The sequence below is a fragment of the Algoriphagus lacus genome (assembly GCF_003583985.1).
In the GTDB taxonomy this organism is placed as follows: domain Bacteria; phylum Bacteroidota; class Bacteroidia; order Cytophagales; family Cyclobacteriaceae; genus Algoriphagus; species Algoriphagus lacus.
On record NZ_QXML01000001.1, the window covers coordinates 414,321 to 440,319 of the forward strand.

At 44.1% G+C, this 25,999-nt stretch carries 24 protein-coding genes; 16 read left to right on the top strand and 8 right to left on the bottom strand.

Features of this window, described 5'->3' with window-relative positions; translation table 11 throughout:
• Positions 1 to 59: 59 nt before the first annotated feature.
• Positions 60 to 1,133, bottom strand: coding sequence for an anhydro-N-acetylmuramic acid kinase (locus tag D0X99_RS01680; RefSeq protein WP_119475902.1), 1,074 nt, complete (start codon positions 1,131 to 1,133; stop codon positions 60 to 62).
• Positions 1,134 to 1,223: 90 nt separating this feature from the next.
• Here D0X99_RS01680 and D0X99_RS01685 point away from each other — a divergent pair, with 90 nt between their 5' ends.
• From D0X99_RS01685 to D0X99_RS01735, 11 genes are all read left to right on the top strand, one after another.
• Positions 1,224 to 1,940 (top strand): type III pantothenate kinase, encoded by a 717-nt coding sequence (locus D0X99_RS01685; protein ID WP_119475903.1) that lies wholly within the window; start codon positions 1,224 to 1,226, stop codon positions 1,938 to 1,940.
• A complete protein-coding gene (locus D0X99_RS01690; protein WP_119475904.1) occupies positions 1,930 to 3,213 on the top strand; it encodes a hypothetical protein in 1,284 nt (427 codons plus the stop codon). Before D0X99_RS01685 ends, D0X99_RS01690 begins: the two co-directional genes overlap by 11 nt.
• Before the next feature lie 91 nt (positions 3,214 to 3,304).
• Positions 3,305 to 4,606, top strand: a complete 1,302-nt coding sequence (locus tag D0X99_RS01695) for a tetratricopeptide repeat protein (RefSeq protein WP_119475905.1) — start codon at positions 3,305 to 3,307, stop codon at positions 4,604 to 4,606.
• A gap of 91 nt (positions 4,607 to 4,697) precedes the next feature.
• Positions 4,698 to 5,237 (top strand): LPS export ABC transporter periplasmic protein LptC, encoded by a 540-nt coding sequence (lptC, locus tag D0X99_RS01700; protein WP_119475906.1) that lies wholly within the window; start codon positions 4,698 to 4,700, stop codon positions 5,235 to 5,237.
• A 122-nt stretch (positions 5,238 to 5,359) separates the two neighbouring features.
• The gene (locus tag D0X99_RS01705) at positions 5,360 to 5,569 is read left to right on the top strand and encodes a hypothetical protein (RefSeq protein WP_119475907.1); all 210 of its coding nucleotides are present in this window, start codon (positions 5,360 to 5,362) and stop codon (positions 5,567 to 5,569) included.
• 2 nt (positions 5,570 to 5,571) lie between these two features.
• On the top strand, positions 5,572 to 6,858 hold the full coding sequence (locus D0X99_RS01710; RefSeq protein ID WP_119475908.1) for a hemolysin family protein: 1,287 nt from the start codon (positions 5,572 to 5,574) through the stop codon (positions 6,856 to 6,858).
• A gap of 78 nt (positions 6,859 to 6,936) precedes the next feature.
• On the top strand, positions 6,937 to 9,045 hold the full coding sequence (locus D0X99_RS01715; RefSeq protein ID WP_119475909.1) for a peptidylprolyl isomerase: 2,109 nt from the start codon (positions 6,937 to 6,939) through the stop codon (positions 9,043 to 9,045).
• A gap of 88 nt (positions 9,046 to 9,133) precedes the next feature.
• On the top strand, positions 9,134 to 9,400 hold the full coding sequence (locus D0X99_RS01720) for a DUF493 domain-containing protein (RefSeq protein ID WP_119475910.1): 267 nt from the start codon (positions 9,134 to 9,136) through the stop codon (positions 9,398 to 9,400).
• Positions 9,401 to 9,412: 12 nt separating this feature from the next.
• Positions 9,413 to 9,646 carry a 4a-hydroxytetrahydrobiopterin dehydratase gene (locus tag D0X99_RS01725; RefSeq protein ID WP_119475911.1) on the top strand — a complete coding sequence of 78 codons (234 nt, stop codon included), beginning with the start codon at positions 9,413 to 9,415 and terminating at the stop codon, positions 9,644 to 9,646.
• Positions 9,643 to 10,389 carry a 16S rRNA (cytidine(1402)-2'-O)-methyltransferase gene (gene rsmI, locus D0X99_RS01730; RefSeq protein ID WP_119475912.1) on the top strand — a complete coding sequence of 249 codons (747 nt, stop codon included), beginning with the start codon at positions 9,643 to 9,645 and terminating at the stop codon, positions 10,387 to 10,389. Before D0X99_RS01725 ends, rsmI begins: the two co-directional genes overlap by 4 nt.
• A gap of 88 nt (positions 10,390 to 10,477) precedes the next feature.
• On the top strand, positions 10,478 to 11,281 hold the full coding sequence (locus D0X99_RS01735; RefSeq protein ID WP_119475913.1) for an inositol monophosphatase family protein: 804 nt from the start codon (positions 10,478 to 10,480) through the stop codon (positions 11,279 to 11,281).
• Here the strand turns inward: D0X99_RS01735 and D0X99_RS01740 are convergent, their stop codons facing one another.
• Positions 11,282 to 12,190, bottom strand: coding sequence for an AEC family transporter (locus D0X99_RS01740; RefSeq protein ID WP_119475914.1), 909 nt, complete (start codon positions 12,188 to 12,190; stop codon positions 11,282 to 11,284).
• A gap of 329 nt (positions 12,191 to 12,519) precedes the next feature.
• Entirely contained in the window at positions 12,520 to 12,894 is a 375-nt protein-coding gene (locus D0X99_RS01750) for a UDP-glucuronosyltransferase (RefSeq protein ID WP_119475916.1), read from the bottom strand.
• A gap of 303 nt (positions 12,895 to 13,197) precedes the next feature.
• Between D0X99_RS01750 and D0X99_RS01755 the strand changes: the two genes are divergently transcribed.
• The 5 genes from D0X99_RS01755 (at position 13,198) to D0X99_RS01775 (ending at position 18,294) form a co-directional block, all read left to right on the top strand.
• Positions 13,198 to 14,466 (top strand): serine hydroxymethyltransferase, encoded by a 1,269-nt coding sequence (locus D0X99_RS01755; protein WP_119475917.1) that lies wholly within the window; start codon positions 13,198 to 13,200, stop codon positions 14,464 to 14,466.
• Positions 14,467 to 14,482: 16 nt separating this feature from the next.
• On the top strand, positions 14,483 to 15,343 hold the full coding sequence (tatC, locus tag D0X99_RS01760) for a twin-arginine translocase subunit TatC (RefSeq protein WP_119475918.1): 861 nt from the start codon (positions 14,483 to 14,485) through the stop codon (positions 15,341 to 15,343).
• Between the two features lie 11 nt (positions 15,344 to 15,354).
• Positions 15,355 to 15,792: a ribose 5-phosphate isomerase B gene (rpiB, locus tag D0X99_RS01765; protein ID WP_119475919.1), complete on the top strand. Its 438-nt coding sequence runs from the start codon at positions 15,355 to 15,357 to the stop codon at positions 15,790 to 15,792.
• A 233-nt stretch (positions 15,793 to 16,025) separates the two neighbouring features.
• Complete coding sequence (locus D0X99_RS01770) at positions 16,026 to 17,105, top strand: AI-2E family transporter (protein WP_119475920.1); 1,080 nt, start codon at positions 16,026 to 16,028, stop codon at positions 17,103 to 17,105.
• A 97-nt stretch (positions 17,106 to 17,202) separates the two neighbouring features.
• Positions 17,203 to 18,294, top strand: a complete 1,092-nt coding sequence (locus D0X99_RS01775) for a cyanophycinase (protein WP_119475921.1) — start codon at positions 17,203 to 17,205, stop codon at positions 18,292 to 18,294.
• A gap of 194 nt (positions 18,295 to 18,488) precedes the next feature.
• Here D0X99_RS01775 and D0X99_RS01780 read toward each other — a convergent pair whose 3' ends face one another.
• The 5 genes from D0X99_RS01780 to kdpA form a co-directional block, all read right to left on the bottom strand.
• Entirely contained in the window at positions 18,489 to 20,291 is a 1,803-nt protein-coding gene (locus D0X99_RS01780) for a sensor histidine kinase (protein ID WP_147392174.1), read from the bottom strand.
• A 7-nt stretch (positions 20,292 to 20,298) separates the two neighbouring features.
• On the bottom strand, positions 20,299 to 21,417 hold the full coding sequence (locus D0X99_RS01785) for a sensor protein KdpD (protein WP_119475923.1): 1,119 nt from the start codon (positions 21,415 to 21,417) through the stop codon (positions 20,299 to 20,301).
• A 244-nt stretch (positions 21,418 to 21,661) separates the two neighbouring features.
• Positions 21,662 to 22,234, bottom strand: coding sequence for a potassium-transporting ATPase subunit KdpC (kdpC, locus tag D0X99_RS01790; protein ID WP_119475924.1), 573 nt, complete (start codon positions 22,232 to 22,234; stop codon positions 21,662 to 21,664).
• 24 nt (positions 22,235 to 22,258) lie between these two features.
• Positions 22,259 to 24,295 (bottom strand): potassium-transporting ATPase subunit KdpB, encoded by a 2,037-nt coding sequence (gene kdpB / locus D0X99_RS01795; protein WP_119475925.1) that lies wholly within the window; start codon positions 24,293 to 24,295, stop codon positions 22,259 to 22,261.
• Positions 24,296 to 24,306: 11 nt separating this feature from the next.
• The gene (gene kdpA / locus D0X99_RS01800; RefSeq protein ID WP_119475926.1) at positions 24,307 to 25,998 is read right to left on the bottom strand and encodes a potassium-transporting ATPase subunit KdpA; all 1,692 of its coding nucleotides are present in this window, start codon (positions 25,996 to 25,998) and stop codon (positions 24,307 to 24,309) included.
• Position 25,999 lies beyond the last annotated feature (1 nt).

A 25,999-nucleotide genomic window follows, 5' to 3' on the forward strand; every position in this document is an offset into this window, starting at 1 on the left:
TCTTTGGGTTTATATTCGGGCCCAAAAATAGAAAAATAAAAATGCAGTGGTTAGAACCTTCAGCCGTAAATCACACCCCCGCAATTGTCACGTGAAGCGCCTGTGACTGAGGCAAGGCAATTGTTCTCTCCCCGAAGTCTCAATACTCCCAAAAACGCAAAGATTAAGGCCTCTTTGAACTCAATGAGTTCAGGACTGGCTTGGTATTGCTCCCAATTTTTATCCAAATAGTGATCCAGTCGCTCGATATAATAAGTGTTGTAAGCCCCACCTCCGGTGATCAATACCAATGGTTTTGATTTTTGGGAGTAGGTTTTAATAACTGAAGCGATTTGAAAGGCAAAATGCTCGACCAATGTACTCAAGACATCTGCCGGATTGAGTCCGGATTCTCTAATCAATGGGATAAAATCCCGCTCCATGTCTTCTCTGCCTAGAGATTTTGCTGAAAACTGGGTGTAAAATGGAAGCTGATTGAGCTTTTCAAAAAGTGTCAGATTGACTTCACCGGATCGGGCTATTTTCCCTTCTGCATCATAAGGTTTACCAAGATTATTGGCTTCGCCATTGAGCAAAAGATTGAATGGACTGCTGTCAAATGCGATTCGTTTACCCGCTTTTTCCATGGAAATATTTGAAATCCCGCCCAGGTTGATGCAAAAATCCACCTTTGGAAAAAGAAGTCGATCTCCAATGGGAACCAACGGTGCCCCCTGACCTCCCAGCTGGACATCCAGCATTCGGAAATCATTGATCACCCGCTCTCCAGAAGCCTGATGAAGCGCCCATCCATTCCCTATTTGCAGAGAAAGTCCATTTTTGGGCTGGTGAAAAACGGTATGCCCATGAGAAGCCACTGCCATGGGTTTGATTTGAAATTCTTTACAAAAATGGTTTACCTGGAGTCCCATCCATTTTCCAAAATCCACGTCCAGTTGCGCTAATTCCAGTCCTGAAAGGAGATGGGATGAAGAAAGTTTTTTCCCAAGATCGGGCGGAAAAGCACAGGTTTGAGAATGGATGATATCAAAGTTCCATTCCTGATGCAGTTCAAAATGGACATAGGCCAAGTCAAGTCCGTCTCCCGAGGTACCGGACATCAGTCCAATCAACGTGTATTTTTCCTGGCTCATGGGTTAAAGATTGTTAAGTGGCTTAATGGATCAAAGATAAATTTAAGACTTCAAAAGTCCCTTTTTTAATAATGTCTAATTTGCAAGGCCATGAGGAATCTCGTCATCGACATTGGGAATACCCGGATCAAGTCCGCTCTTTTTGAGGGGCAGACACTCTTGGGGGATCACAGTTTTGATACCTTGGCCTCCGGGCTTGGTTTTTGGAAGGAGATGGAGTTTGAACATTGTCTGGTGAGCTCGGTGAGTCTGACCCAGGAAGAACTAAAATCTGTCCTGCCGTTTTCTTTCCATTTTCTGACCCATAATTCGGTTCTGCCAATCCTGAATGGATACAGTACTCCCAAAACATTGGGCTTGGACCGAATTGCTGCAGCCATTGGAGCGTGGCAACTGGCGGGAAAAGGTCCCGTTCTGGCGATTGATCTGGGCAGTTGTATTACCTACGAGTTGGTGGATGATTTGGGAGTCTACCGGGGAGGAGCGATCAGCCCGGGATTGCATATGCGGGCAAAGGCGATGAACAAGTTTACCGCGCGACTACCCTTGGTGGAATTAGGTGAAAAACCCGAAACCCCTACCGGTGACTCCACCATTTCTTGTATTCAGTCAGGAATTTGGTACGGAGTCGAGTATGAATTGATTGGCCAAATGGAGGCTTATCACATTAAATTTCCTGAAATAAAGGTCTATATCTGCGGCGGTGATTCTCAATCTTTTGATTCATTGGCAAAAGACCACATATTTGTAGTCCCAAATTTGGTCCTGCATGGATTGAATTGTATTCTAAACCACAATGTCGAGTAAATACTGGTTGAAATCTTTGGGTGTGCTTTGCACCCTTTTCTTATTTGCGGAGGTCAACGCCCAGACCAGCTCCTCTACCTACAGTGCCCTTGGTGTTGGGGAATTTAACTACTCAGGCCTAACTCAAAATCAAGGAATGGGCGGTCAGGGCATCAGCTATGGTACCGGATGGCAGGCTAACAACGTCAACCCTGCATTGACCACGCGAAACACCATTTTTAATTTCCAGGCGGCGCTCAATTACAAGCGGATCAATGTTGACAATGGCACCGAAAGCTCATTAGTAGACGGAGGAGGGCTTTCTTACTTGGCTCTTTCTTTTCCGATCAAGTCCGGAAAGTTTACTTCAGGAATGGGATTGGGTCAGATTACCAGTGTGAACTACCGCCTGAGAGTAGAAAGCGATGTCAACAATTCAGATCTGAAAGCAAGAAATTTCCTCCGTGGTGACGGGGGTATCTCTGAGGCATACGTGAACTTTGGTTATTTGCTTGCCAAAAATCTGAGTATTGGTTTTCACGGATCCTACCTTTTCGGATCGACAATCCGATCCAATCAGCTTATAGTTTATGATCCAAAAAACGTTGAGGTCGGCAATCCATCCGAATATTACGAGCGATTGACCGTTTCTGACGTGGGTTTCAAGGCTGGAATTCACTACATGTTGAAGGCTTCTGAAAAAAGTAATATCCATCTAGGCGCCATTTATCAGAAATTAGGCGAGGTTAATGGAACTGGATTTGCAAAGTTGGGGGCGATTGGCCAAGCTAGCAACCCCGATTCGGATGGAGACCTAATCGCCAATGATGAAGCGGGAAGTATTTACATCCCAAATCGTTATGGATTTGGATTGACCTATGAGAAAATGAATAAATTTGCGGTCGGTTTGGAAGGTCAATACCAGGATTTTGCAGATTTCAGGAACTTCTTTGGTGATCCTCTTTCCCTTCAGGCGGTAAAAAAGGTGTCATTGGGATTCCAAATTGTACCGGATTATTTGTCTTTTGACAATTTGGCCAAAAGAGGAACATACAGAGTCGGTGTGGAATGGATGGAAACTCCCTACTTCATCAATCAAACCAGTATAAACGATATTGGTCTTTCACTGGGCGCTTCTATCCCGGTCAACCAACTGTCTTTGGTCAACTTTGCATTAAAAGCTGGAAGAAGAGGATCGCTTGACAATGGTCTGATCAAAGAGAATTATGTGAGTTTCACCTTAGGATTCTCCTTGAATGACAATAGTTGGTTCTATAAGAGAGTATACGAATAACATATTTTAAGAAAACTGCTATCTATGCAGGCCCGAAACTTGCATTACTAAATACAGAATCAAACCAAAGCCGGATAAAACCTAATCGAATATGAAAATCAAATCTACATTACTTGGACTGGGAGCCTTCTTGCTGGCAGGGTTAGTTCAGGCACAGGATGGCTGGAACTGGCCAACAGATCCAGCTCAGGAAGCGAGAGCAAGAGAATTGAATGCCGCTTACGTGGATTACATGAAGTCGGAGCAGTTTGTGGAGGCCACCAAGCCGTTGAACTGGCTTTTGGTGAATGTTCCCAGTCTTAACGAATCCATTTACATCAATGGTGTAAACGTGTACAAAGGTGCTGCTGACAAAACCGCAGATGCCGCCCAGAAGCGTGTATATCAGGACAGCGTCATGATGATTTATGAAAAAAGAGGTGAGCTCTACAACAATCCAAACAAGTGGATGGAAAACAAAGCCTACTTCGGATATCAGTTTTACAGAGCTGACAAAACAAAGCTTGCTGGAGTAATCGCAGACTTTGAAAAAGCCATCGAACTAAACGGTAACATCAACCATCAATTGGTACAAGCCTATTTTGACTTGGTTTACAGAAACTACGTACAGAACAAGGCTTATACTGGCGAGCAAGTGTTGGCAATCTTTGAAAAAGCTAACGCCCTTTTGGATAAGTCTGCTGCTGAAGGAAAAGATGTAACCAACTCTAGATCTACCGTGGAAACTTTGCTGGTGAACATGGAACTGATCGATTGTGATTTTATCGAAAATACCATGGGTCCAAAGCTAGCTGCAGATCCTACCAACGAAGAACTCGCAAATCAGATTTTCAAATATTCTGTGCAGTATAAGTGTTATTCCTCCAATTCGTTCTTGGCTGCATTGGAACTGATCGACTCTAAGAATCCTACATTCTCCACCTCTCAGGTAAGAGCAATGAGATACATGGCTGCCGGTGAATTTGAAAAAGCTTTGCCTGTATTGGAGAAAGCTATGACTTTGGCAGAAAACGATAAGCAAAAAGCTGAAATCAGTCTTGAATTGGCAAAAGTAAATGCTCAGGCTGGAAGAAAAGCTCAGGCAAGAACACTTGCTAGAGAAGCTGCTGCATTGGATGGTGAGTTGACTGCTTCTGCCTATGGGTTGATCGGTGACTTGTATATGTCTGCCTTCAATGATTGTAGAGGTGGTGAAAGCCGTGCAAAAGATTACTCTGTATTCATTGCCGCATACAATGCCTATCAGCGTGCCGGTGACTCCAAAGGAATGGGAAGCGCAAGATCAAGATTCCCATCCAAGGAAGAATTGTTCACTGAAGGTCTTACTGCAGGATCTTCCATCAGCACAGGTTGCTGGGTGGGTGAAACTGTAACTTTGGCTACAAGAGATTAATTTCCATTATCCATATTGAAAAGGCAGTCCCAGGACTGCCTTTTTTCGTTCTCCAGATATAGGACTATTACGTTATCTTTGGACCGTGATCATGTTTCGCATTTTCTTCATTTCCATTATTTCCCTCTGCATTTTTTCCTCCTGCAGAGAAAGTGTAGACCCTGAGGAGCTCAAAGTATATGATGGACCGGTAAATGCCGCCACCAATATTTTCCTGGTTCACAGTGATTCTGCCATCGTTCGATCAGAAATTACAGCACCGCGGCAACTGGAATTTCAAAATGGAAATCTTGAATTTCCGGAAGGGATCGAGATCAAGTTTTTTACGGTAGAAGGTCTTCTTGAAACCACAATGAGAGCAGACCGAGGTTTTTTTAACAAAGAAGCCAACCTTTATCGAGGGGAAGGAAATGTGCAGATCCAAAACCTAATTAAAGATCAGCGCCTTCAGACGGAAGAAATCTTTTGGAATCAGGCTGAAAAGAAAATTTACACAGAAAAATTCGTGACCATTCAGGAGCGGCAGACACTTTTCAATGGTACAGGCATGGAGGCTGATGATAGTTTTTCAACCTATAAATTGAAAAAAGTTAGAGATAGCCGGACTATCTTACCCGGCGAAGGAATATGAAATCTAACATAATGAAGACGTCACCGAGGAGGGATGCCCTACCAGTTATCGAGGCGTTATGCAAGACGTTCTGAACCCAGATAGGAACAGATTAGCGGCCAATGGAAACTAATTATTAACACATGAAATTAGCAGACTCCTTAATTCTTTCGCTTGCTTTGGCTCTGATAGTCATAGGAATCCATCAAAGCTGGTCCACCGGTATGGGTGGATCTTACTTCATTTTTATGTTTGCGGTAGGCTTGTTATTTTGGTTTCAACTTCGTCGGAACAAGGCACGAGTTCACGAAAAAGTGCCCGAGCAAAAGCCAAAAAACAAGAAGAAAAACTAGGAATGGAAAACGACTATCTCTTTTACGTAATTATAACCCTGATTTTTTCAGCGTTTTTCTCCGGGTTTGAAATTGCGTATATCTCGTCCAACAAACTCCAGATAGAACTTCAGAATAAACAAGGGCTGTTGAGTGGCAGACTGTTGAGCAAATTCTTGCAAAAGCCCGGACAATTTATTGGCACTACGCTAATCGGAAATACGATTATGCTGGTGCTCTATGGTACTTTCATGGCCTACTTGCTCGACGCGCCTTTGCGAAATTTGCTCCCTGAATCCCTTAACAATGAAGCGGTAATCCTCGTCACACAGACTGTTTTGTCGACTATTATAGTCCTAATTACCGGCGAGTTTCTTCCCAAGAGTTTTTTTATGATCAATCCGAATAGGATGCTGAATCTTTTCGTGCTTCCATTTTTTGCAATCTATTTTGTGATGTATCCCATCGTCTGGTTAATTGTAGGGATGTCCAGATTTTTTATCACTCATATTTTGAGGTTAGAATACAACGAGGAAAAGCCAGCATTTACCGTCACTGACCTCAATTCGTTTATCAAGGAGCATTTTGGACAATCTAATGCCAGCGGGAAAGTGGAGATTGATTCAAAGATTTTCGACAATGCTATTGAATTTAAGACTGTTCGGGTGCGGGAGTGCATGATTCCCCGTACCGACATTGTAGCAGTGGAAGTGGAAGATTCGATTTCTGAACTCAAAAAAGTTTTTGAAGAGAGTGGTCATTCCAAAGTGATTGTCTATCGCGACACCATCGACGAGGTAATTGGATACTGTCATCAGTTGGAGCTTTTCCGAAAGCCAAAGACGATTGAGGAAATTCTTACACCAATAGTAATTGCTCCGGAGTCTGCACTTGCCAATGAGCTTCTGATCCAATTTATTCAGGAAAGAAAAAGCCTTGCATTGATTGTCGATGAGTTTGGTGGTACCAGTGGAATTGTTTCGATGGAAGATATTATTGAGGAAATCTTCGGAGAAATCGACGACGAATACGACAAAGACGATTTGATTGAACAAAAGATCGAAGAGCACGAATACCTGCTCAGTGCACGTCATGAAATTGACTATCTCAACGATAAATACGGTTGGGATCTGCCTTACGGAGACTTTGAGACCCTTTCGGGTTTGATTTTGTCGCTCACCGAAAATCTTCCAAATAAGGGTGACACGGTTACATATGGCAAGTATACCTTCACCGTAATGACCAAACAAGCACACCGGATTGAGACTGTGCGACTGAAAATCAACGAATCAGACATTTTCAAGGTCTGACTTTGTTCTTGGGGAAATTTTGAATTTCGCCCCCAATGCTATTATTTTGCGACACTTCTAAAAAGCGTAGTATCAATAATGGCGTTAATTAAGCAAATAAGACAGAGAACAGGTCTCGCAATCGGTGTTATCGCCGGCGGGTTGATTCTATTCCTTCTCGGCGGGGACCTGCTGAGTCCAAACTCCTCTCTACTGAATTCCAATCAGAATATCGTAGGTGAAATTGCGGGTGAGGAAATCACGCTCGAAGAATATTCCCTCAAAGTGGAAGAATTCAAGGCTTCTTTTCAACAACGAACCGGACGGGTTCCTGCAGAGCCGGAGATGGTTTCTGTCAGAGAACAGGCTTGGCAGGCGTTGATCGTGGAGCGAGTGTTTGACGAAGAATATGAAAAACTCGGATTGACTGTATCCAGCGAGGAATTGGTGGACATGGTTCAGGGGAAAAATATTGTTCCCGAGCTTCGCGCTCAATTGACCAACCCTCAGACCGGTCAATTTGACAAAGATCAGCTGATTTCTTTCTTACAGTCTTTGGAAACTGCCGACCCAGCGCAGCAGGCTGCTTGGGCTCAACAGGAAAAATTGTTTGCCCAATCCAGAAACCGGGTGAAATATGACAATATCCTGGCAACGTCGGAATATGCTACTACAGCAGAAGCCAAACTTGAACACAAGTCTGCCAATACCATTGCAGATGCTTCCATCCTTTTTGTTCCTTACTACGTGATTCCTGACGGAGATGTAAAAATCGAAGAAAGTGAACTAACTGCCTATCTGAGCAAAAATCAGGAGAAGTTCCAAGTTGGTAATACTGCAAATTTAGAATACGTTTCCTTCAGCATTTTGCCTAGCGGCCAAGATTCATCTGACGTCATTTCAAGAATCAAAGAATTGACAGAGGGACTAAGAACAGCTACCAATGATTCAGCTTTTGTAAGCCAGAACTCAGAAACTCAATTTCCTTTTAATTCCTACAGACCGGGGGACGAGCTTCCAGCAAGCTTGACCACAAACGTGTCGGAATTGGTAGAAGGCCAGACTTACGGTCCATTCGTGACAGCAAATTCCAGCTATGTTTCCTATAAAGTTACCGACCAATACGAAGGAGCACCTAGAATGAGAGCTTCCCACATTTTGTTCAGCACTGAAGGAATGGACGAAGCTGGTAAAGCCGCTGTAAAAACTCAGGCAGAACAGGTTTTAGCCGATATCAAAGCCAATGGGAATTTTGCTCAGGCTGCCAGTCAATACGGCCAGGATGGGACTGCTCAAAATGGCGGTGATTTGGGTTGGTTTGCCAAAGAAGACTTTGTGGAGCCTTTTGCTGCTGCATCTTTTGCTGCCTCTTCCACCGGATTGCTACCAAATCTAGTAGAGACAGAATACGGCTATCACATCATCGAAGTGACTGCATTGCCAAGCTCAAATTACACCAAGCTTGCTACTTTGGAACTTGAATTGGTAGCCTCAGATGCTACCCGAAATGAAGCTTTTAGAAATGCTGATTCGTTTGCAGCTGAAAGCGGTAACAGAAATGAGTTTACTGAGAATGCTACCGATAAAGGATATAGAATTCTTCAGGCCAATAATGTTGATGCGACTTCAAGAAATCTCAACAATCTTCAGAACGCCAGAGAAGTGATTATTTGGGCTTTTGGTGAAGGTGCACCAGGTGAAGTTTCTCCGGTTTATGAACTTGACAACTCTTATGTTGTAGCTACTTTGGTGAGCAGAAAAGAAGAAGGCGAAGCAAAACTTGAAGACGTAAGAGAGCAAGTGGAGCAGTTGGTTCGCAATGATAAGAAAGCCGCCATGATCACTGAAAAATTAGCCGGAAAGGCAACTTTGGAAGAGATGAAGGCAGTTTTTGCGGATGCTTCCATCAACTCACTTCCTGATTTGAGATTAAGTACTTCTGTAATCCCGGGTGTTGGATTTGCTCCAAAAGCAATCGGATCCATCTTTGGTCTAAAGTCATCAGGTCAAATGACCAAACCAATTCAGGAAGACATCGGTGTGTTGGTTGGAAAATTGAATAACCTAACTCCGGCAGCCGAAATCGGAGATTATACTTCCTATCAAGCTCAGCTTAGTCAAGCAGCCTCCCAAAGAATGGCCTATCAAATCATGATGGCTCTTCAGGACTTGGCTAAAGTAAAAGATTACAGATATAAATATTTCTAAAGAATAAGTATCCAAAAGGAACCCATGTCGAAAGGCATGGGTTTTTTTGTTTGATTTAATCTCTAAAAAGAAAGAAGTAAATTTGAGGATGCAAAAGAAGTTTGATAAAGCTGCATTCAAGGAAAAGCTCGAATCCGTGGGTCAGTTTCCGATGCTTTACATGTTCAAATTCATTGTTCCCATGGGACGGGAAAATGAAGTAGGAGCATTGTTTCCGAAAAACGAAATGAGCCTGAAGCCAAGTTCCGGAGGAAAGTACGTGAGTACCACCATCCAAGTCATGATGGAAAGTTCTGATGAGATCATTGAAATTTACGAGCAAGCCTCAGTTATCGAAGGCGTTATAGCACTTTAAACTACCCATATCATGTGGATTGAAGAAAACAACAGATTGAAGAAGACCTTTAATTTTTCTGATTTTCAGGAGGCCTTTGCGTTCATGACTCGGGTAGCTTTTTTGGCGGAGGCTCATAATCACCATCCAAACTGGTCCAATGTTTACAATCGAGTGGAAATTGAACTGACAACTCACGATGCCGGCAATGTGGTCACCGAAAAAGATCGTAAATTGGCCAAAGCAATCGATCAAATTCTGGCATGAGTGAGACTCCCATCAGCCTTTTCTTGGTTCCTACTCCCATCGGAAATCTTAAAGACATTACCCTTCGTGCCCTGGAGGTTTTAAAGTCAGTTGATGCCATACTTGCCGAAGACACCCGAACTACCGGAATGCTTTTGAAGCATTTGGAAATTTCCAGACCGCTCCAGAGTTACCATATTTTCAATGAACACAAGGCGGTGGAAAAACTGGTGGGGCGAATGAAGAAAGGAGAAGTATTCGCCTTGGTCAGCGATGCCGGTACTCCTGCTATCTCTGACCCGGGATTTTTACTTGTCAGAGAAGTGTTGGCTGCCGGATTGGAGGTTCAGTGTCTCCCCGGACCGACTGCATTTGTTCCAGCATTGGTCAATAGTGGACTTCCCAATGACCGCTTTGTTTTCGAGGGGTTCTTGCCTCACAAAAAAGGGAGAAAAACCCGCATAGATGCCTTGATTGAAGAAACCCGTACGATCATTTTCTATGAATCTCCTCATCGGCTAATCAAGACCTTGGAGCAATTGGCGGAAGCGTTTGGTCCGGATCGCCAAGCCTGCGTATCCCGTGAATTGACCAAACTTCATGAAGAGAATGTACGGGGCCAACTTTCCGAACTAATCGAATACTATCAAACTAACCCTCTTAAAGGCGAAATAGTCCTAGTGGTGGCAGGAAAGCCGGAGAAGTTGGAAACCCGCGAGGAGAAGCAAGCTGCAAAAAAAGAAAAGTGGAACACTTCTGAATAAGTCCTTATCGACCATTTCCTTCGTACTTCTAAATTCAAAAAAAACACCTTTTTTAAATAGCCAATAATCATTAACCCGTAACCAATTCATGCTTACCCAAGATCAACTCAGTAGACTTTTAGAACAAACTCAAAACATAGCAAAAGAAGTCGGAGCCTTTATCCGAAAGGAAAGACAGCATTTTGACGTCGAAAAAGTTGAGCATAAAGGGTTTAATGATCTGGTATCCTATGTGGACAAAGAGGCGGAACGTCAAATCGTCGAAAAACTTTCTGAAATCCTGCCTGAAGCTGGTTTTATTACTGAAGAAGGAACCAACAATACTCAAGCAGAACTCTATAATTGGGTAATTGATCCACTGGATGGTACCACCAATTTTATTCACGGGATTCCAAATTTTTCTGTAAGCATCGCTCTGATTGAAAAGAATGAAGTTGTGCTTGGAGTTGTCTATGAAATCAATCGGCACGAATGTTTTTACGCCATGAAAGGTGGCGGCGCTTTTTGTAACGACACCAAAATCAAAGTGAGTGGCGCTCCTGACTTGTCCGCATCTTTGATTGCTACGGGCTTTCCTTATTACAATTTTGAGTTGATCGACCGGTATCTGAACTCGATGAAATCACTCATGCAAAAGACCCATGGACTGAGAAGATTGGGTTCTGCAGCTGTGGATCTGTGTTATGTCGCTGCTGGCAGGACCGAAGGATTTTTTGAATACAATCTCAATTCCTATGATGTGGCTGCCGGAGCAATAATCGTGTTGGAAGCAGGAGGTACAGTGACTGATTTTTCGGGCGGCTCAGATTATGTTTTCGGAAGAAAAATCGTGGCAAGCAATGGAAACATCCACGCGGAGTTTCTTGCTGTGCTGGATGAATTCTGGAAATAATTAGCCCAACAGGTAATACCAAAGCAACAAACTTGCAGCGGAAATCGGCATTCCAAGCCCAGAAAGCAGGGTAGCAAGCCTGGGGTGAAGTCCGAATTGCATGGCTACAATTGACCCAGTGATCATCGGTGCCATTCCGCTTTCAAGTACAGTGACTTTCAAGTCCAAGGAATCTGCAGGAAGGAAATTTCTGTAAATCATCCAAACCAAGGCAGGTGCTAAGATCAATCGATAGCCCAATCCATACCAAAAAAATCTCGAGGCAAGCGAATCCAAATCCACCGAAAATTTCAACCCGATAGCCAGTAAAGCCATCGGCGGCATGGTTTTTCCAATCAATTGAAGAATTGGAATAAGCACCTCCGGAGTTGGAACATTCAGCAGACTCATGATCAAGGTTCCCACCAAAAATCCAAATGGAGGAAATTTGATGATTTTGAGCGGAACATTGGAAAGGCTTTCACTGTGATTTCCATAAAGTGAACCGACTAAAATCGAAAGGGATGAAACTATCAAAAAGGATCCACCCTGATCAATGAGCAAAGCAGTAGGCAAACCTTCCCTTCCGTACAAGCCCTCAATCACGGGAAATCCCAAAAATGAAGTATTGGCTAATCCCGACACGATGATCAGACAGCCAGTGGTATTTTTCCCCCAATTGAGCTTTTTTCCAAGAAATCCGAAAATCAGCCAGGAAAGTAAGAATGTAAACCAGGCAGAAGAAATTGGAATTAGAAGGCCCCAGGAGGGTTTGATCGCTGGAATGTAAAGCAAAGCCAAGGCAGGAAGCACCACGTTGATCAGGTAGGCCTGTACCCAGCGTGCAGCCTTGATAGTTGGGAACCCAGGTGCTTTTTGGAGAAAAAGTCCCAGAAAAAGACAGCTTATGGCGATGATTACTCCTGTCATTCCCGAATATGTTAAAACTTATTTTTAATTAACATAAAATTAATTCTGACGGATTGTATCACCCTGAATATCAGGCTACTTTTATGCCGTGAAAGGATAATCAAGATGAATAAACTTATACCGATTTTTATTGAGGGCAAAAAATGGGTTCAGCTCTCCCAATTAACTGCAGAGCAAGCCCGATCGCTACGGACTTTTTTACCTGTAAATTGCCTCAAAAAGATTTTCTTTCAGGGAATTGAGCTTAGTGATTGCCTTGATTTCGATATGTATGAGTTTTGGTATCGATCCAGACAAGTTTCAGATCAGAGGCAAGGGCTGTTCGATTTTTAAGTCAAGCCAAATCCTTTTCGCTTTTCAATAAAAAATTCTTTTAACTCCGGGTAAAAGTCACTTTCAGCCTCCGGGATTCCATCCAGTACCAAGGGCATATTTCCCTCCTGAAAATCCTGATTGACTTGCATTCCTTCGATCAAATAAATTAAATCCTCCAAGGTCAAAGGATCCCAACTGCTTCCCGGATAAAGGACATAGTCATTTCCATAGAAATCGACCACCTCAAACTGGATTTTGCCTTCGAGAAGGTGTGCGTAAATGCTGATTTGCTCGCCCCAGGTACTTTCAGGAAAGTGCAGTCGAACAAGCAAAACAGAATTCGTTTCGCCTTGAAAATAAGTTTCCGGTCTGAATTTGAAATCAAACATGCTTCTAAATTACGAAGTGTGATTAAGGGTTTACACTTAATCGGACGTCTTTTGGTCAGTTTTCCAAATTCTCCGACTTTCCCTAGGTAAATAGATATTTCTAACCTTAAAACAGGGGCTTTTTCCACTGGTAGGTCAAGATTTGATTATTCAGTCAGAATCAGGCAGGAAACTTTATCTCCTTACTGCTTTTCAACTCTTTTTTCACATTGGATTATAGGGACTTTAGGGCTATTTTTGGGCTCGTTTAACAAACGACCGGATCGCTTCCGGCTTTCATACCTTGCTTTCAAACCCCTGATTATGAAAAGAGATTCGCTTGTTTTTGACCTCATCTCAAGAGAAGAAGACAGACAGAAAAGAGGCATCGAACTGATTGCCTCCGAAAACTTCACCAGCAAACAAGTAATGGAGGCTGCCGGTAGCGTCCTGACCAACAAATATGCGGAAGGCCTTCCCGGCAAGCGCTACTATGGAGGTTGCGAAGTGGTGGATGAAATCGAACAAATCGCGATCGACCGGGCCAAGAAACTTTTCGGCGCAACATGGGCAAACGTCCAGCCTCACTCCGGAGCCCAGGCTAATGCTGCAGTAATGCTGGCATGTTTGAAGCCAGGAGATGCTATTTTGGGGTTTGACTTGTCTCACGGCGGTCACCTTACTCACGGTTCTCCGGTAAACTTCTCCGGAAAGCTTTATCAGGCGAATTTCTATGGTGTAGAAGAAGCAACCGGTGTGATCGATTACGATAAGGTTGAAGAAAAAGCGCTGGCTGTAAAGCCAAAAATGATTATTTGCGGTGCCTCTGCCTATTCCAGAGATTGGGATTACGAGAGACTTCGGGAGATTGCTGATGAAGTGGGCGCCTTGTTACTTGCTGATATTTCGCATCCATCAGGCTTGATTGCAAGAGGATTATTGAATGATCCATTGGAGCATTGCCACATTGTAACCACGACTACCCATAAGACCTTAAGAGGTCCACGAGGTGGATTGATACTTATGAGAGAGGACTTCGATAATCCATGGGGCTTGACTACTCCAAAAGGAGAAGTTAGAAAGATGTCTGCTTTGTTGGACATGGGAGTATTCCCAGGAACTCAGGGAGGTCCATTGGAGCATATCATTGCTGCAAAGGCTATAGCTTTTGAGGAAGCGCTTTCAGATGAATACATGCATTATGTAATTCAGGTGAAAAGGAATGCATCCATAATGGCAGATGAGTTCGTAAATCGTGGGTACCAGATTATTTCTGGTGGAACTGACAATCACCTGATGCTGATCGACCTGAGAAACAAAGACCTGACCGGAAAGCTAGCCGAAGAGACCCTTGGCAAAGTAGACATCACAATTAACAAAAACATGGTTCCATTCGACACCAAGTCACCTTTTGTGACTTCAGGTATGCGAGTGGGTACTGCTGCTGTGACGACTCGAGGTCTGAAGGAAGACGATATGAAAAAGATCGTTGGACTCATTGACCGAGCATTGCAAAACCATTCAGATGAAGCTGAACTTGCCAAAATCAAGGTAGAAGTCAATTCCTGGATGATTCAATTTCCCCTTTACTAAATATTGATTTCCAAAAGTGGCCCTAGATCAACATCAAGAGGAAGAAGAAGGAATGTCATTTTTGGATCATTTGGAGGCCTTGCGCTACCATTTGCTCCGATCTGTTGCTGCCATCCTAATTCTCACCGTAATCGCCTTTCTGGCAAAAGATATCGTGTTTGGAATGATCATTCTTGGTCCTTCTAAAGTGGATTTTATCACTTACAGAGTGCTATGTGATCTCGGAAATTACCTGGGAATTTCCGCGCTTTGTATCAATGAACTCCCGTTTACGATTCAAAGTAGGCAGATGACCGGCCAATTTACCATGCACATGACTTCCAGTATCGTGGTGGGATTCATTGTTGCTTTTCCATACGTGTTCTGGGAGATTTGGAGATTTATCAGTCCGGGACTGTACGATAAAGAGAAAAATGCTGCACGCGGTGCTGTGGTATTTGTAAGCTTTTTGTTCTTGTCTGGTGCTGCATTTGGCTATTATGTCCTTTCTCCATTATCGATCAATTTCCTCGCAAATTACCAGCTGGATCCTACGATCCTGAATGAGTTTGACGTCACCTCCTATGTGACTACTTTGACGATGCTGGTATTGGCTTCGGCAATTATGTTCCAGCTTCCTGTGGTGGTTTACTTCCTTTCGATGTCTGGATTGGTTACTTCCCGAATGCTGAAGGAATACAGAAGGCATTCTATCGTTGTGATTTTGATTGTTTCGGCAATTATTACTCCTCCGGATGTGGTGAGTCAACTTTTGATTGCCATGCCGATTTTGGTTCTCTATGAGGTGGGAATTGTCATTGCCAAGCGATTGGAGAAGAAAAAGGCCCTCAAAAGAGCAGAGGAAGAAAAACTAAGCGGATCAGAAAATAACGACTAATTCTTATCACTATGGCTAAGAAAATCGCAATCGGTGGAGATCATGCCGGGTATGAATATAAAAGCAAACTGATCGAGAAGCTCAAAAGCCTTGGCTATGAGGTAAAGGATTTTGGTCCGTTTTCATCTGACTCTGTAGATTATCCTGATTATGTGCATCCCTTGAGTTCTGCTATTGAAAAGGGGGATTTTGAATTGGGTATTGTGATTTGCGGGAGTGGAAATGGGGTAGCCATCACGGCAAACAAACATCAGGGAATTCGCGCAGCACTTTGCTGGAACGAGGACCTTGCTGCACTGGCCCGTCAGCACAACAACGCAAATGTCCTCGCACTTCCTGCCCGATTCATTTCCTATGAACTCGCCGAGAAGCTTTCTCAGATTTTCCTGACCACCGATTTTGAAGGCGGCAGACATCAAAACCGGGTGGGTAAAATTGCCTGTAACTGATTGACTTTAAATGACAAAATGGGCCTCGTGGAAATCTCCTCGAGGCTTTTTTTTGGATAGTGGGAAAGCACTTGGCCCATGAAAATTTGACTTCACTTAGACTCTATTATTTTTTGGCCTAAAAGGCTTTGGGGTTGTTTTTTTCACTTAGAGGATATGATTTTTATCATACCTGTGATCGGAAGTTTTGAATTTGAAATGCTGTAAATTTTATCCTTCCAATCACCAGCACTATGAAATCACCTCTTCCTGAATCACCCTATTCTTCATCCCCCAGTCCAGTCATTCACTACGCTATGCAGCTTTTGGCCTTGGCCATTCTGTTGGTTTGGTGTTTTAATATTTTGGAGCCTTTTATTATTCCCATTATTTGGGCGGCGGTTTTTGCCTCTTCCTTTTCCCCAATTCATGAAAAACTAACCGGGAAATTTCACTGGAAAAACAGTCTTTCGGCCACATTCATCACGTTATTGGCTTTACTGATTTTGATCGCACCAGCCATCTTTTTCATGTTGCAAGGCGCAGGGGAAATAAAGGAACTCGCGCAAAGTCTTCGGGACCATGATTTGGAAATCCCTTCCCCAAATGAAAGAGTAAAATCTTGGCCCTTGATTGGTGAACGGCTTTTTACCTTTTGGGCTGAAGCTTCCTCCAACTTGTCAGCCACCTTAAAAGAGCATCAGGATCAGCTCAAGCCGGTTTTGATCAAACTAGTTGACTTGCTTAAAAACACCGCTAAAGGCATATTACTCCTGATGATTTCCATCATCGTCAGTGGAGTCATGCTGGCCTATGAGAAGGAGGAAAGTGATTTTATGAAAAAGCTTTTCGTAAAACTGGCAGGAAAAGAAGGTGAAAAAATGGCCGGCATTGCCAAGCAAACCATCCAGAATGTGGTAAAGGGAATCTTAGGAGTAGCGGCTATTCAGGCCACACTGGTTGGAGTGGGCTTGCTCATAGCCGGGGTGCCATTTGCCGGCTTGTGGATTATTCTTGCCCTGATTCTATCCATCGTTCAGATCGGAATATTACCCATTTCCATAGGGGTGATCATATACATCTGGAGTACTGCTGATAACCTCACAGCGATCATTTTGACAGTTTGGATGGTTGTCGTGGGCTTGTTGGATAATGTCCTTAAACCGATTTTTCTGGGAAAAGGGGCATCTGTTCCCATGTTGGTGGTCTTTTTGGGAGCGATTGGAGGTTTTCTTTTCTCAGGATTTATCGGGCTGTTTACCGGGGCGATAGTTCTGACTTTGGGCTATAAGCTTGCAGTAGGGTGGTTAAACTCAGAGGAACAGAGGCCATAGGTGATCATCCTTCCTGACTGGATTTGCTTGGCGTTTTCAACTCCAACTGTCAAGGGAAGAAGGTTTAATTTTAGATTCAACTTTATCATTTCAGCTTATGAAAAAATCAATTTTGGCACTTTTGCTCGGCATAATTTCCTTGTCTTGCTCACAGGAATATCTTCAGACGGACCTTAATCTGGTGTCTTCAAGTATAAAAGCTGCGGGAAGAACCAAGCCTGGCGGGGGTGGTACTACGGCCCCTCTTGTATACAGGACAGGTGATGAGGCAAATATAACCACCCCGACAAGTTTTGGAATTGCACTCATTGGCGGCGCGGAATCTGATACTCCGGCCGAGTTGGAAGCGTTTAAGTTTTTGGTTTCAAAATCAGGAGGAGGGGATTTTGTTGTGCTCCGGGCTTCCGGAGCGGATGGGTATAATCCTTACATCTACTCCACGATTGGGGGGGTCAATTCGGTGGAAACCTTGGTTATTTCTTCCCGTGCCATGGCAGAAGACCCCATTACTTTGACCCTGGTAAACAATGCCGAGGCTATTTTCATTGCCGGCGGAGACCAAGGAAACTACATAAACTACTGGAAGGACACTAAGCTGGAAGCTGCAATCAACAATGCGGTCAATATCCGAAATGTTCCAATAGGAGGAACCAGTGCGGGCTTGGCAGTACTTGGAAGTCACTATTACGGCGCAACTGCCGGTTCGGCCACTTCAGCCAAAGCCCTTGCCAATCCTTATTATTTAGACATGCAGGGACTCGGAGGCGGGGATTTTTTGTCTGTTAACTACATGCAGAATGTCATTACCGACTCCCACTATGGTGAAAGAACCCGACAGGGAAGGCATTTTACTTTCATGGCCAGACTGGTCAAGGATTTTGAGCTTGGATCAACCGTAGTCAAAGGTATTGGAGTGGACGAAGCCACCGCGGTATTGGTGGAAAGCAATGGCACATCAAAAGTGTTTGGAGCCGGTAAAGCCTATTTTCTAAAAGGAAATGCGGGAGCTCCTGAAGTTTGTGTTTCCAAAAAACCGTTAACCTGGAGTTATGGCAATACCGCCGTTGCCGCATATGTGATTCAGGGAACTTCCGCGGGGATCAATACTTTTAACTTGGTCTCCTGGAGTGGAAGCGGTGGAGTGAGCCAACTTTGGTCTGCAAATGCCGGTAATTTCCAAATGAACTGAAAAAAAACGGGCTTGGTATGACTAGCCCCCAAAATTTGGTCGGATTACGAATTGAATGAATTCTGGTGATTAAGCTCTGTACTGTACAACTCCAGGAGATTTTAGGGAGGAATTTTTTGACATCAAACTTTTTCCTCCCTCATGGAAAATTACAGGATAACGGCCAAATCCATTTTTTTCGACTTAAAAGCGGATCAAATTTGTCGAAACTTTACCCAGAAAGTAGATCCTTTTCCTACTGATGAATTGACCCCGATCGATCCGCCCATTGCTTCCATAAATTCTTTGGAAATCGCCAGTCCCAGACCGGTTCCATTTTCGGAGGATTGATCCAACTTTACAAAGTGTTCAAAGATACGCTCTTGATTTTGTAAGGAAATTCCAGGCCCAAGATCCGTGACTTCTACTTTGATCCGGTTTGATTCCTGAAATGCTCTGATGGTAATCTGAGAATTGGAGGGGCTATGTCTGATTGCATTGCTGATCAGGTTATTGAATATCCAGACAACTTTGTGATAGTCACCCGAGATTTGGGGAAGGTTGTCCGGAAATTGACTATTGAGTTGGAGGTTTTTTTCCTTTAGGAACAACTCCAATCCCTGAAGTGAATCGGAAATTGAATCAACTACCGAAAACGTCTCCGTTTGGATATTGATATAGCCCTGATCTATTTGAGCCATGTCCATGACCTCATTGACCATTCGTTTGATACGCTCCTGATTGGATTTGATGGTGTGGATCAGATCAGTTTGGTCTGAAGTTAGGCTCCCAAATTTGGTGTTTTCCAGCAGATTGGTGCTTAGCTGTATAGCGGCTAGAGGAGTCTTTAATTCATGAGAAAGCGTGGACATGAACTTCAGTTTTGCTTGATCTTTTTCAGAAAACTCGGTGATGTCTGTCAAAATCACCAAATGTCCCATCAGTTTTTTTGAGTTTTCTGATTCATCAAATCCGGAGATTTTCATGACCTCCTTTTTGTAAATCCGTTCTTTATTTCCTTTTAAGATTCGGATTGGGGAGGCCTGGTTTTCTTCCCATTCCTGAACAGGAACAAAGAGGTCCTCTGTGATGGTTTCCATCAGGTTGTTTACCCGGGCGATTTCCTGAATGTGTCGGCCTTCCACTTGACTTCGCTCCATGTGGATCAGGTCCAGGAGGAGATCATTGCAGAGGATAATGGTTTTGTTCTCATCGGTCACCAGGATCGCTTCGTTCATTTGATTGACGATCATCGCCAGTCTTTTTTGTTCCCGGATCAGTTTTGAGAAGTTGGACTTCTCGTATTCTTTAAGTTTGAGGACCATTTTTCGGATGGATTTTGCCAGCCCACCCAATTCATCTTCTTCCTCAAAGGGAATTTCTACGGCATAGTTTCCGGCAGATATTTCCTTGATGGATTTGGTGAAAAGTTTTATGGGATTGACGATGTAATTCGGCAAGCGTAAGAAAAACAACATCCCGAAGGCTATTCCCGAAACCCCGATTATGATCATGTAGGTGACAATCTGCTCCGATTTGGTTTTGGCAATATCACTTTTGGAAAAAATGGATTCTTCGTTGAGCAGGAAAATCGAATCGGTGAGGGTTTTTATTTTACTGTTTAAAATCCAAAGTTCCTGATCACCTGTTTTTTGGGAGGAAAGCCCCAAAGAAATTTGCTCCAGATACTCATTTACTAGACCTATGAGGTTTTCGGTAAGGGCTTTTTCGCCCTGTTCGGTGATATTTGCTTTTTGAGAATTTAGCAGCGCAGTGATCTCTGCTGATTTTTTTTCAAATTCTTCCCTGGTCAACACCTCCCGTACATGCCTCTCCTGAAGCTGATCAATTTGTTGGTTAATTGTCCGCATGTAATCCATCGACCGGTAGTTGTCCTTCAGGACATTGTCATTATACTCTTTAACCAAGTTCAGATAAAACACCCCGATACCGGCGATGATTATTATTATCCCAAGTAGGAAAAATTGAGAGAGATAAAGTTTTGCTTTGATTTTCATGGGTAGATCAGAATACAATAATTAGATCAATTTCTTTTCCCTCAATTTTTTTCAAAAGCCCGTCGAGGTAATTTTTTCCTAAGATCATTCTAATCAAGCCAAAAGAAGGCTTGCCGATCACAATATTAGTGGCTTTTATCTGGTCTGCTATCTGGCAGATTTCCTCAGGGATGTCGTCTCCTTGCCGTCGGTAGATTTTAGCGCCCAATTCTGTTGCCCATTTTAGGTTTTGTAGCAGTTTCCGTTGTTGGGCGAGATTGATTCGATCGGGATTTTCCTTCCTGCTTTGCACATAGATTACTGCCCATTTGCCATGGTATCGCTCTGCCAGCCTGGAGGTCTTTCGGATGATTTTTTTTCCGCCTTCATAATTACTGCTGATGCAAGCCAAAAATATCTCCCGTGCAGCCGAATGGGCAGCTAGGGATTGTAGATCAATTTTTTTCTCTACCTGCATCGCGACCTGCCGCAACGCCAAATCCCTCAATTGCAGGATGGTTTCGGGTTTGAAAAAATTTTCAAGAGCCTTTCCGATTTTTTCACCTGAGTAGATTTTGCCTTCTTTTAGACGCTTGATCAAGTCGTCCGATGGCAAATCAATGTTGACTACTTCGTCGGCATAGGAAAGAATTTTGTCAGGAATACACTCCTGAATTTTGACTTTGGTGAGTTTTTCTACGATGTCGTTGAGACTTTCCAGGTGCTGGACATTGAAGGCTGTGATTACATTGATTCCTGCTTCGAGCAATTCCATCACATCTTGCCATCGTTTTTGATTTTTTGATCCCGGAATATTGGAGTGGGCAAGTTCGTCCACAATCACCACTTCCGGTCGGATCCTTAGAATGGTTTCAAGGTCCATTTCCTCCAGATTTTTCCCCTTGTAAAAAGTCTTTTTACGGGGGATCAAAGGAAGCCCTTTCACCAAGGCCTCCGTCTCAGCGCGCTGGTGGGTTTCAATCAGTCCGATTTTGACTTCTACGCCTGCTTGAAGTAGCTCTTGTGCTTCCTGAAGCATCCGGTAGCTTTTGCCTACTCCGGCAATCATACCCACATAGACCTTTAGTCTGCCTTTTTTCCGTTTGAATATCTGGGAAAGAAAGAAATTTTCCTCTTGTTCGCTCATAATATGAAGGGTCTTGCAGAATTGAAAAGATCAGTAAAAAACTGACCGTTTTCTAGTTGATTAGCACTTTGCGTCAACGCCTTGAAATTGGGTTATAGTAACTTTTTCCACTAATTATGGGATTCAGTTCTTCGATTATTAATTCAAATCGATCCCTAATTTTTGATCGAATCAGGCATTCAGCAGTTTTAATCTTTTCGTTTTTCCACTGACAGAATGAATTCTGAAATGTGCCAGAAATCGATTAGTTTGTTAAGGTTAGCTGATCCAGAGCAAGGTTTAATGCAAGGACATTGACCAGATCGCCCGGTCCGAAAATCCCGGCGAGGGGTTGTAGGGTATGATCATCGACTAGTTCTTCGAGAAGCTTGGGCTCCAGATTCCTTGCTGAGGCCACTCTTCTGATCTGAATTCTAGCTGCTGCCACAGAAATGTGAGGATCAAGTCCGGATCCCGATGCCGTCACTAGTTCCCCTGGGATATCCCGTACCGATACCCCCGGATTAGCCTTCAGTAATGCAGTTATTCGTTCTTTAACTTGTCGGATTTGGTCCGGGTTTGTAGTTCCGTAATTGCTCCCACCGGTAGCAGAGGCATCATAATTTACCGCAGATGGCCTTCCCCAGAAGTAGTTGGCAGAGGAGAATGCTTGTCCTACTTGGGCAAAGCCAACCAACTGATCATCATGGTAAATTGGATTACCGTTGGCTTTGTCAGGCATCAATCTTCCAATTCCCCAGATGGACAAAGGATAAATCAATCCGAAGAAAACCAGGGAGACAAGCGTAAGGATCAAATAAGTTCGGATGGAATTCATGGTAAGAGTTAAATAATGTGAGAATTAAATCAGTCCGCTGATGAGTAAGTCGATGAGTTTGATCCCCAGAAAAGGGACCAGGATACCCCCAACTCCATAGATCAGGAGATTTTTGGCGAGTAATTCAGATGCACCAACGGGTCGGTATTTGACTCCACCAAGTGCCAATGGAATCAATAAGGGAATGATGATCGCATTGAAGATCACCGCCGATAAGATCGCCGAGTCTGGGCTGCTCAGGTTCATGATATTGAGGGCATTGAGTCCCGGAATAGAGGCTGCAAACAGCGCTGGGACTATGGCAAAATACTTCGCCACATCATTGGCAATGGAGAAAGTAGTGACATTACCCCGTGTGATTAGCAATTGCTTTCCGATCTCAATGACTTCCAGCAGTTTGGTCGGGTCGCTGTCCAAGTCAACCATATTTGCGGCTTCTTTGGCGGCTTGGGTTCCGCTGTTCATGGCCACGCCAAGATCTGCCTGTGCCAATGCCGGGGCATCATTGGTCCCGTCACCCATCATCGCCACAAGTTTCCCTTCGGCTTGCTCTTTTTTGATGTAGTTCAGTTTATCCTCAGGCTTGGCTTCTGCGATGAAATCATCCACTCCTGCCTTGTTTGCAATAAAAGCTGCTGTCAAGGGATTGTCTCCTGTGACCATCACGGTTCTGACACCCATTTTGCGCAATCTGTCAAAGCGCTCGTGAATCCCCGGCTTGATGATATCCTCCAGCTGGATCACCCCGATGGCTTTTTTGTCCACAGCCAGAGCAAGCGGTGTTCCGCCGTTTGCTGCGATTTCTTTCACTTTTTGTTCGAGGTATTTGAGATCTTCCTTGTTGGTAGACCAGAAGCAAATGGAGTCCCAAGATCCCTTTCTGATTTTGGTGCCATCAGGCAGATCTATTCCGCTGATTCTTGTTTCAGCGCTGAATTTGATAAGCAGGGAATTTTCCAATTCGCGGTCCTGAACCGTCACGCCAAAGCTTTTGGCAAGTTCCAGGATGGATTTTCCCTCGGGGGTTGGATCACCGATGGAGCTGATGGCGGCATATCGGTTGAGTTTTTCACGGTCTGCCTCATGCAAAGGATAAAAATTGGTTGCCTTTCGGTTGCCGATCGTGATGGTGCCGGTCTTGTCCAGCAGCAGGACGTCGATATCTCCTGCAGTCTCCACTGCCTTGCCAGACTTGGCGATAAGGTTTGCCTTCAGTGCCCGATCCATCCCTGCTATTCCAATTGCAGAAAGCAATCCCCCTATAGTCGTCGGGATCAGACACACAAATAAAGAAATCAAAGCTGCAATCGTAATTGGGGAATCTACCAGATCCCCAAAAGACTTCAGCGTAACAGTCACTATCAGAAATACCAGCGTAAAGCTGGCAAGTAAGATGGTCAGGGCGATTTCATTGGGTGTTTTCTGACGGTTGGCCCCTTCGACCAGCTTGATCATTTTGTCAAGGAAGCTTTCTCCGGGTTCGGCGACTACTTTCACCTTGATCTGATCAGAAAGAACTTTGGTCCCCCCGATGACCGAGTTATGATCTGTCTCAGCTTCACGGATGACGGGAGCAGATTCCCCGGTGATGGCAGATTCATCGACAGACGCCAATCCTTCGATTATTTCTCCATCTGCGGGGATGGTTTCTCCTGCTTCTACTACAAATACATCACCTTTTCTAAGCTCAGCCGAGGATATTAATTCGATACCTCCCGATGATAAGACTCTGCGTGCCTGGGTATCCTGTCGGGTTTTGCGAAGTGAGTCAGCTTGGGCTTTTCCTTTGGCTTCGGCAATTGCTTCAGCAAAATTTCCAAAGATTACCGTGATAAAAAGAATCAGCGTAATGACAAAATTATATCCGGGTGTCCCAAGCGATTCTGAACTTTGAAACAGCGATATCACCGTCACCAAGATCATGACCTGGGTGCCCAAAGCAACCATGAACATCACCGGATTTTTGATTAATAGCTTTGGATTCAGTTTTACCAAGGATTGGAAAAGCGCAAATCTTACGCCTTCCAGGTTTATAGTTTTATTAACAGAAGTAGTAGTCATAGCTAGGATAATCAGATGGAGAAATAATCAGCAAGAGGTCCCAGAGCCAGCGCGGGGAAAAAGGCAAGTGCAGTCACGATCAGGATCACTGCAAGGAGGACAACCCCGAAGGCCAGACTTTCCGGTTTAAGGGAGCCGGAGGACTGGGGGATAGATTTTTTGAAAGAAAGCGATCCTACCAGTGCCAGTGGACCGATGATCGGAAAAAACCTTCCCAAGAGCATGATTATTCCTGTGAGCAGATTCCAAAATGGAGTATTGTCTCCCAACCCCTCGAAACCAGATCCATTGTTTGAGGCTGCGGAAGTATTTTCATATAGAATCTCCGAAAAGCCATGGTAGCTGGGGTTTTTCAACCACCCCAAATCCGGATCCAGTGAAAGGGAATAGGAGGCTAAAGCAGTCCCTGCCAAAATCAGGAATGGATGCAGTAGAATTACCAAGGACGCAATTTTGATCTCTGAAGCTTCGATTTTTTTCCCCAGAAAATCCGGTGTTCGTCCGATCATTTGTCCAGCAATAAAAACCGCGACAATTACATAAACGAAGAAGTTGATAAAGCCCACTCCTACACCTCCATAAATCGCATTGATCATCATATCCAGCAGGAAGATACCGCCCGACAGCGGGCTGTGACTGTCATGCATACTATTGACCGAACCATTGGAGGTGGAGGTCGTCGAAATCCCCCAAAAGGAGGATGCCATTGAACCAAATCGTAGTTCTTTGCCCTCCAAGTTGGGTGACGGGGCCAAGCCTAATTCTGTCAACAGGGGATTCCCTTTGTATTCTTCGACTACCGAAATGCTCACAAAAGCTAAAAAGAGAAAAGTCATCACGCCCATGAAAAGCAAAGCCAGCTTTTTCCGTTGGAGGAAGAATCCAAAGGAAAAAACCAGGGCCATAGGGATTAATAGGATGGAAATGTTTTCTACTACATTGGTCAGGTAGTTGGGGTTTTCAAAGGGGTGGGTGGAGTTAGGTCCAAAGAAGCCCCCTCCATTGGTCCCCAGCTGCTTGATGGCCACCATCGGTGCCACAGGACCTGTTGCTACTTGGACTTTTTCCCCCTCCAGTGTAGTCACTTCCTGAAGACCTTCAAAGGTGACTGGCGTACCCCCCCAGATCAAAATCCCGCTCACAACGATGGCTAATGGTAACAGAATCCGGGTGCAGCTTTTCAGAAACAACTTATAGAAATTGCCTAACTGGCTACTCTTGTCATTTTTCAATCCCTGAAAAATCAGGGCACAGGCCGCGATCCCGGTTCCTGCACTTACGAATTGCAGCCAGCAGAATACGATCAACTGGGTGAAATAGGATGCGCCGGTTTCTCCCGAATAATGCTGGAGATTGGTGTTGGTGACAAAACTGACCGCGGTATTGAAGGCTAAGGTGGGCTCCCAGTTTCCCAGTTGTACCGGATTCCAAAAGGGATGGCTGCCTTGAATCAGAAGAAATAGAAATGCAAAAAGGAAAAAAACCAAGTTGAGGCCCAACAGGGCCTTGGCATTTTGCTTCCAATCCATGGTGTAGGAAGGATTGACTCCTGCGAAGCGCAGTAGTTTTTCCTCCAGAGAATGGAGGAAGTCAAGAAATGTAGGCTGGTCTGTGAATACCCGGTTGATGTATTTTCCCAGGGGCCAGGCCAATCCCAGGCTCACCAAAAAGATCAGGATGATACCAAGAAGTTCAGTAGTCATG

Coding starts and splice junctions, on each gene's coding strand:
- D0X99_RS01690 (WP_119475904.1), top strand. CDS start 1,930: ATGTCGAGTAAATACTGGTTGAAATCTTTGGGTGTGCTTTGCACCCTT.
- D0X99_RS01740 (WP_119475914.1), bottom strand. CDS start 12,190: ATGACAGGAGTAATCATCGCCATAAGCTGTCTTTTTCTGGGACTTTTT.
- D0X99_RS01710 (WP_119475908.1), top strand. CDS start 5,572: ATGGAAAACGACTATCTCTTTTACGTAATTATAACCCTGATTTTTTCA.
- D0X99_RS01770 (WP_119475920.1), top strand. CDS start 16,026: ATGAAATCACCTCTTCCTGAATCACCCTATTCTTCATCCCCCAGTCCA.
- kdpA (WP_119475926.1), bottom strand. CDS start 25,998: ATGACTACTGAACTTCTTGGTATCATCCTGATCTTTTTGGTGAGCCTG.
- rpiB (WP_119475919.1), top strand. CDS start 15,355: ATGGCTAAGAAAATCGCAATCGGTGGAGATCATGCCGGGTATGAATAT.
- D0X99_RS01715 (WP_119475909.1), top strand. CDS start 6,937: ATGGCGTTAATTAAGCAAATAAGACAGAGAACAGGTCTCGCAATCGGT.
- lptC (WP_119475906.1), top strand. CDS start 4,698: ATGTTTCGCATTTTCTTCATTTCCATTATTTCCCTCTGCATTTTTTCC.
- rsmI (WP_119475912.1), top strand. CDS start 9,643: ATGAGTGAGACTCCCATCAGCCTTTTCTTGGTTCCTACTCCCATCGGA.
- D0X99_RS01775 (WP_119475921.1), top strand. CDS start 17,203: ATGAAAAAATCAATTTTGGCACTTTTGCTCGGCATAATTTCCTTGTCT.
- D0X99_RS01785 (WP_119475923.1), bottom strand. CDS start 21,417: ATGAGCGAACAAGAGGAAAATTTCTTTCTTTCCCAGATATTCAAACGG.
- D0X99_RS01680 (WP_119475902.1), bottom strand. CDS start 1,133: ATGAGCCAGGAAAAATACACGTTGATTGGACTGATGTCCGGTACCTCG.
- D0X99_RS01705 (WP_119475907.1), top strand. CDS start 5,360: ATGAAATTAGCAGACTCCTTAATTCTTTCGCTTGCTTTGGCTCTGATA.
- D0X99_RS01755 (WP_119475917.1), top strand. CDS start 13,198: ATGAAAAGAGATTCGCTTGTTTTTGACCTCATCTCAAGAGAAGAAGAC.
- D0X99_RS01720 (WP_119475910.1), top strand. CDS start 9,134: ATGCAAAAGAAGTTTGATAAAGCTGCATTCAAGGAAAAGCTCGAATCC.
- D0X99_RS01750 (WP_119475916.1), bottom strand. CDS start 12,894: ATGTTTGATTTCAAATTCAGACCGGAAACTTATTTTCAAGGCGAAACG.
- D0X99_RS01695 (WP_119475905.1), top strand. CDS start 3,305: ATGAAAATCAAATCTACATTACTTGGACTGGGAGCCTTCTTGCTGGCA.
- D0X99_RS01725 (WP_119475911.1), top strand. CDS start 9,413: ATGTGGATTGAAGAAAACAACAGATTGAAGAAGACCTTTAATTTTTCT.
- D0X99_RS01685 (WP_119475903.1), top strand. CDS start 1,224: ATGAGGAATCTCGTCATCGACATTGGGAATACCCGGATCAAGTCCGCT.
- D0X99_RS01780 (WP_147392174.1), bottom strand. CDS start 20,291: ATGAAAATCAAAGCAAAACTTTATCTCTCTCAATTTTTCCTACTTGGG.
- kdpC (WP_119475924.1), bottom strand. CDS start 22,234: ATGAATTCCATCCGAACTTATTTGATCCTTACGCTTGTCTCCCTGGTT.
- kdpB (WP_119475925.1), bottom strand. CDS start 24,295: ATGACTACTACTTCTGTTAATAAAACTATAAACCTGGAAGGCGTAAGA.
- D0X99_RS01735 (WP_119475913.1), top strand. CDS start 10,478: ATGCTTACCCAAGATCAACTCAGTAGACTTTTAGAACAAACTCAAAAC.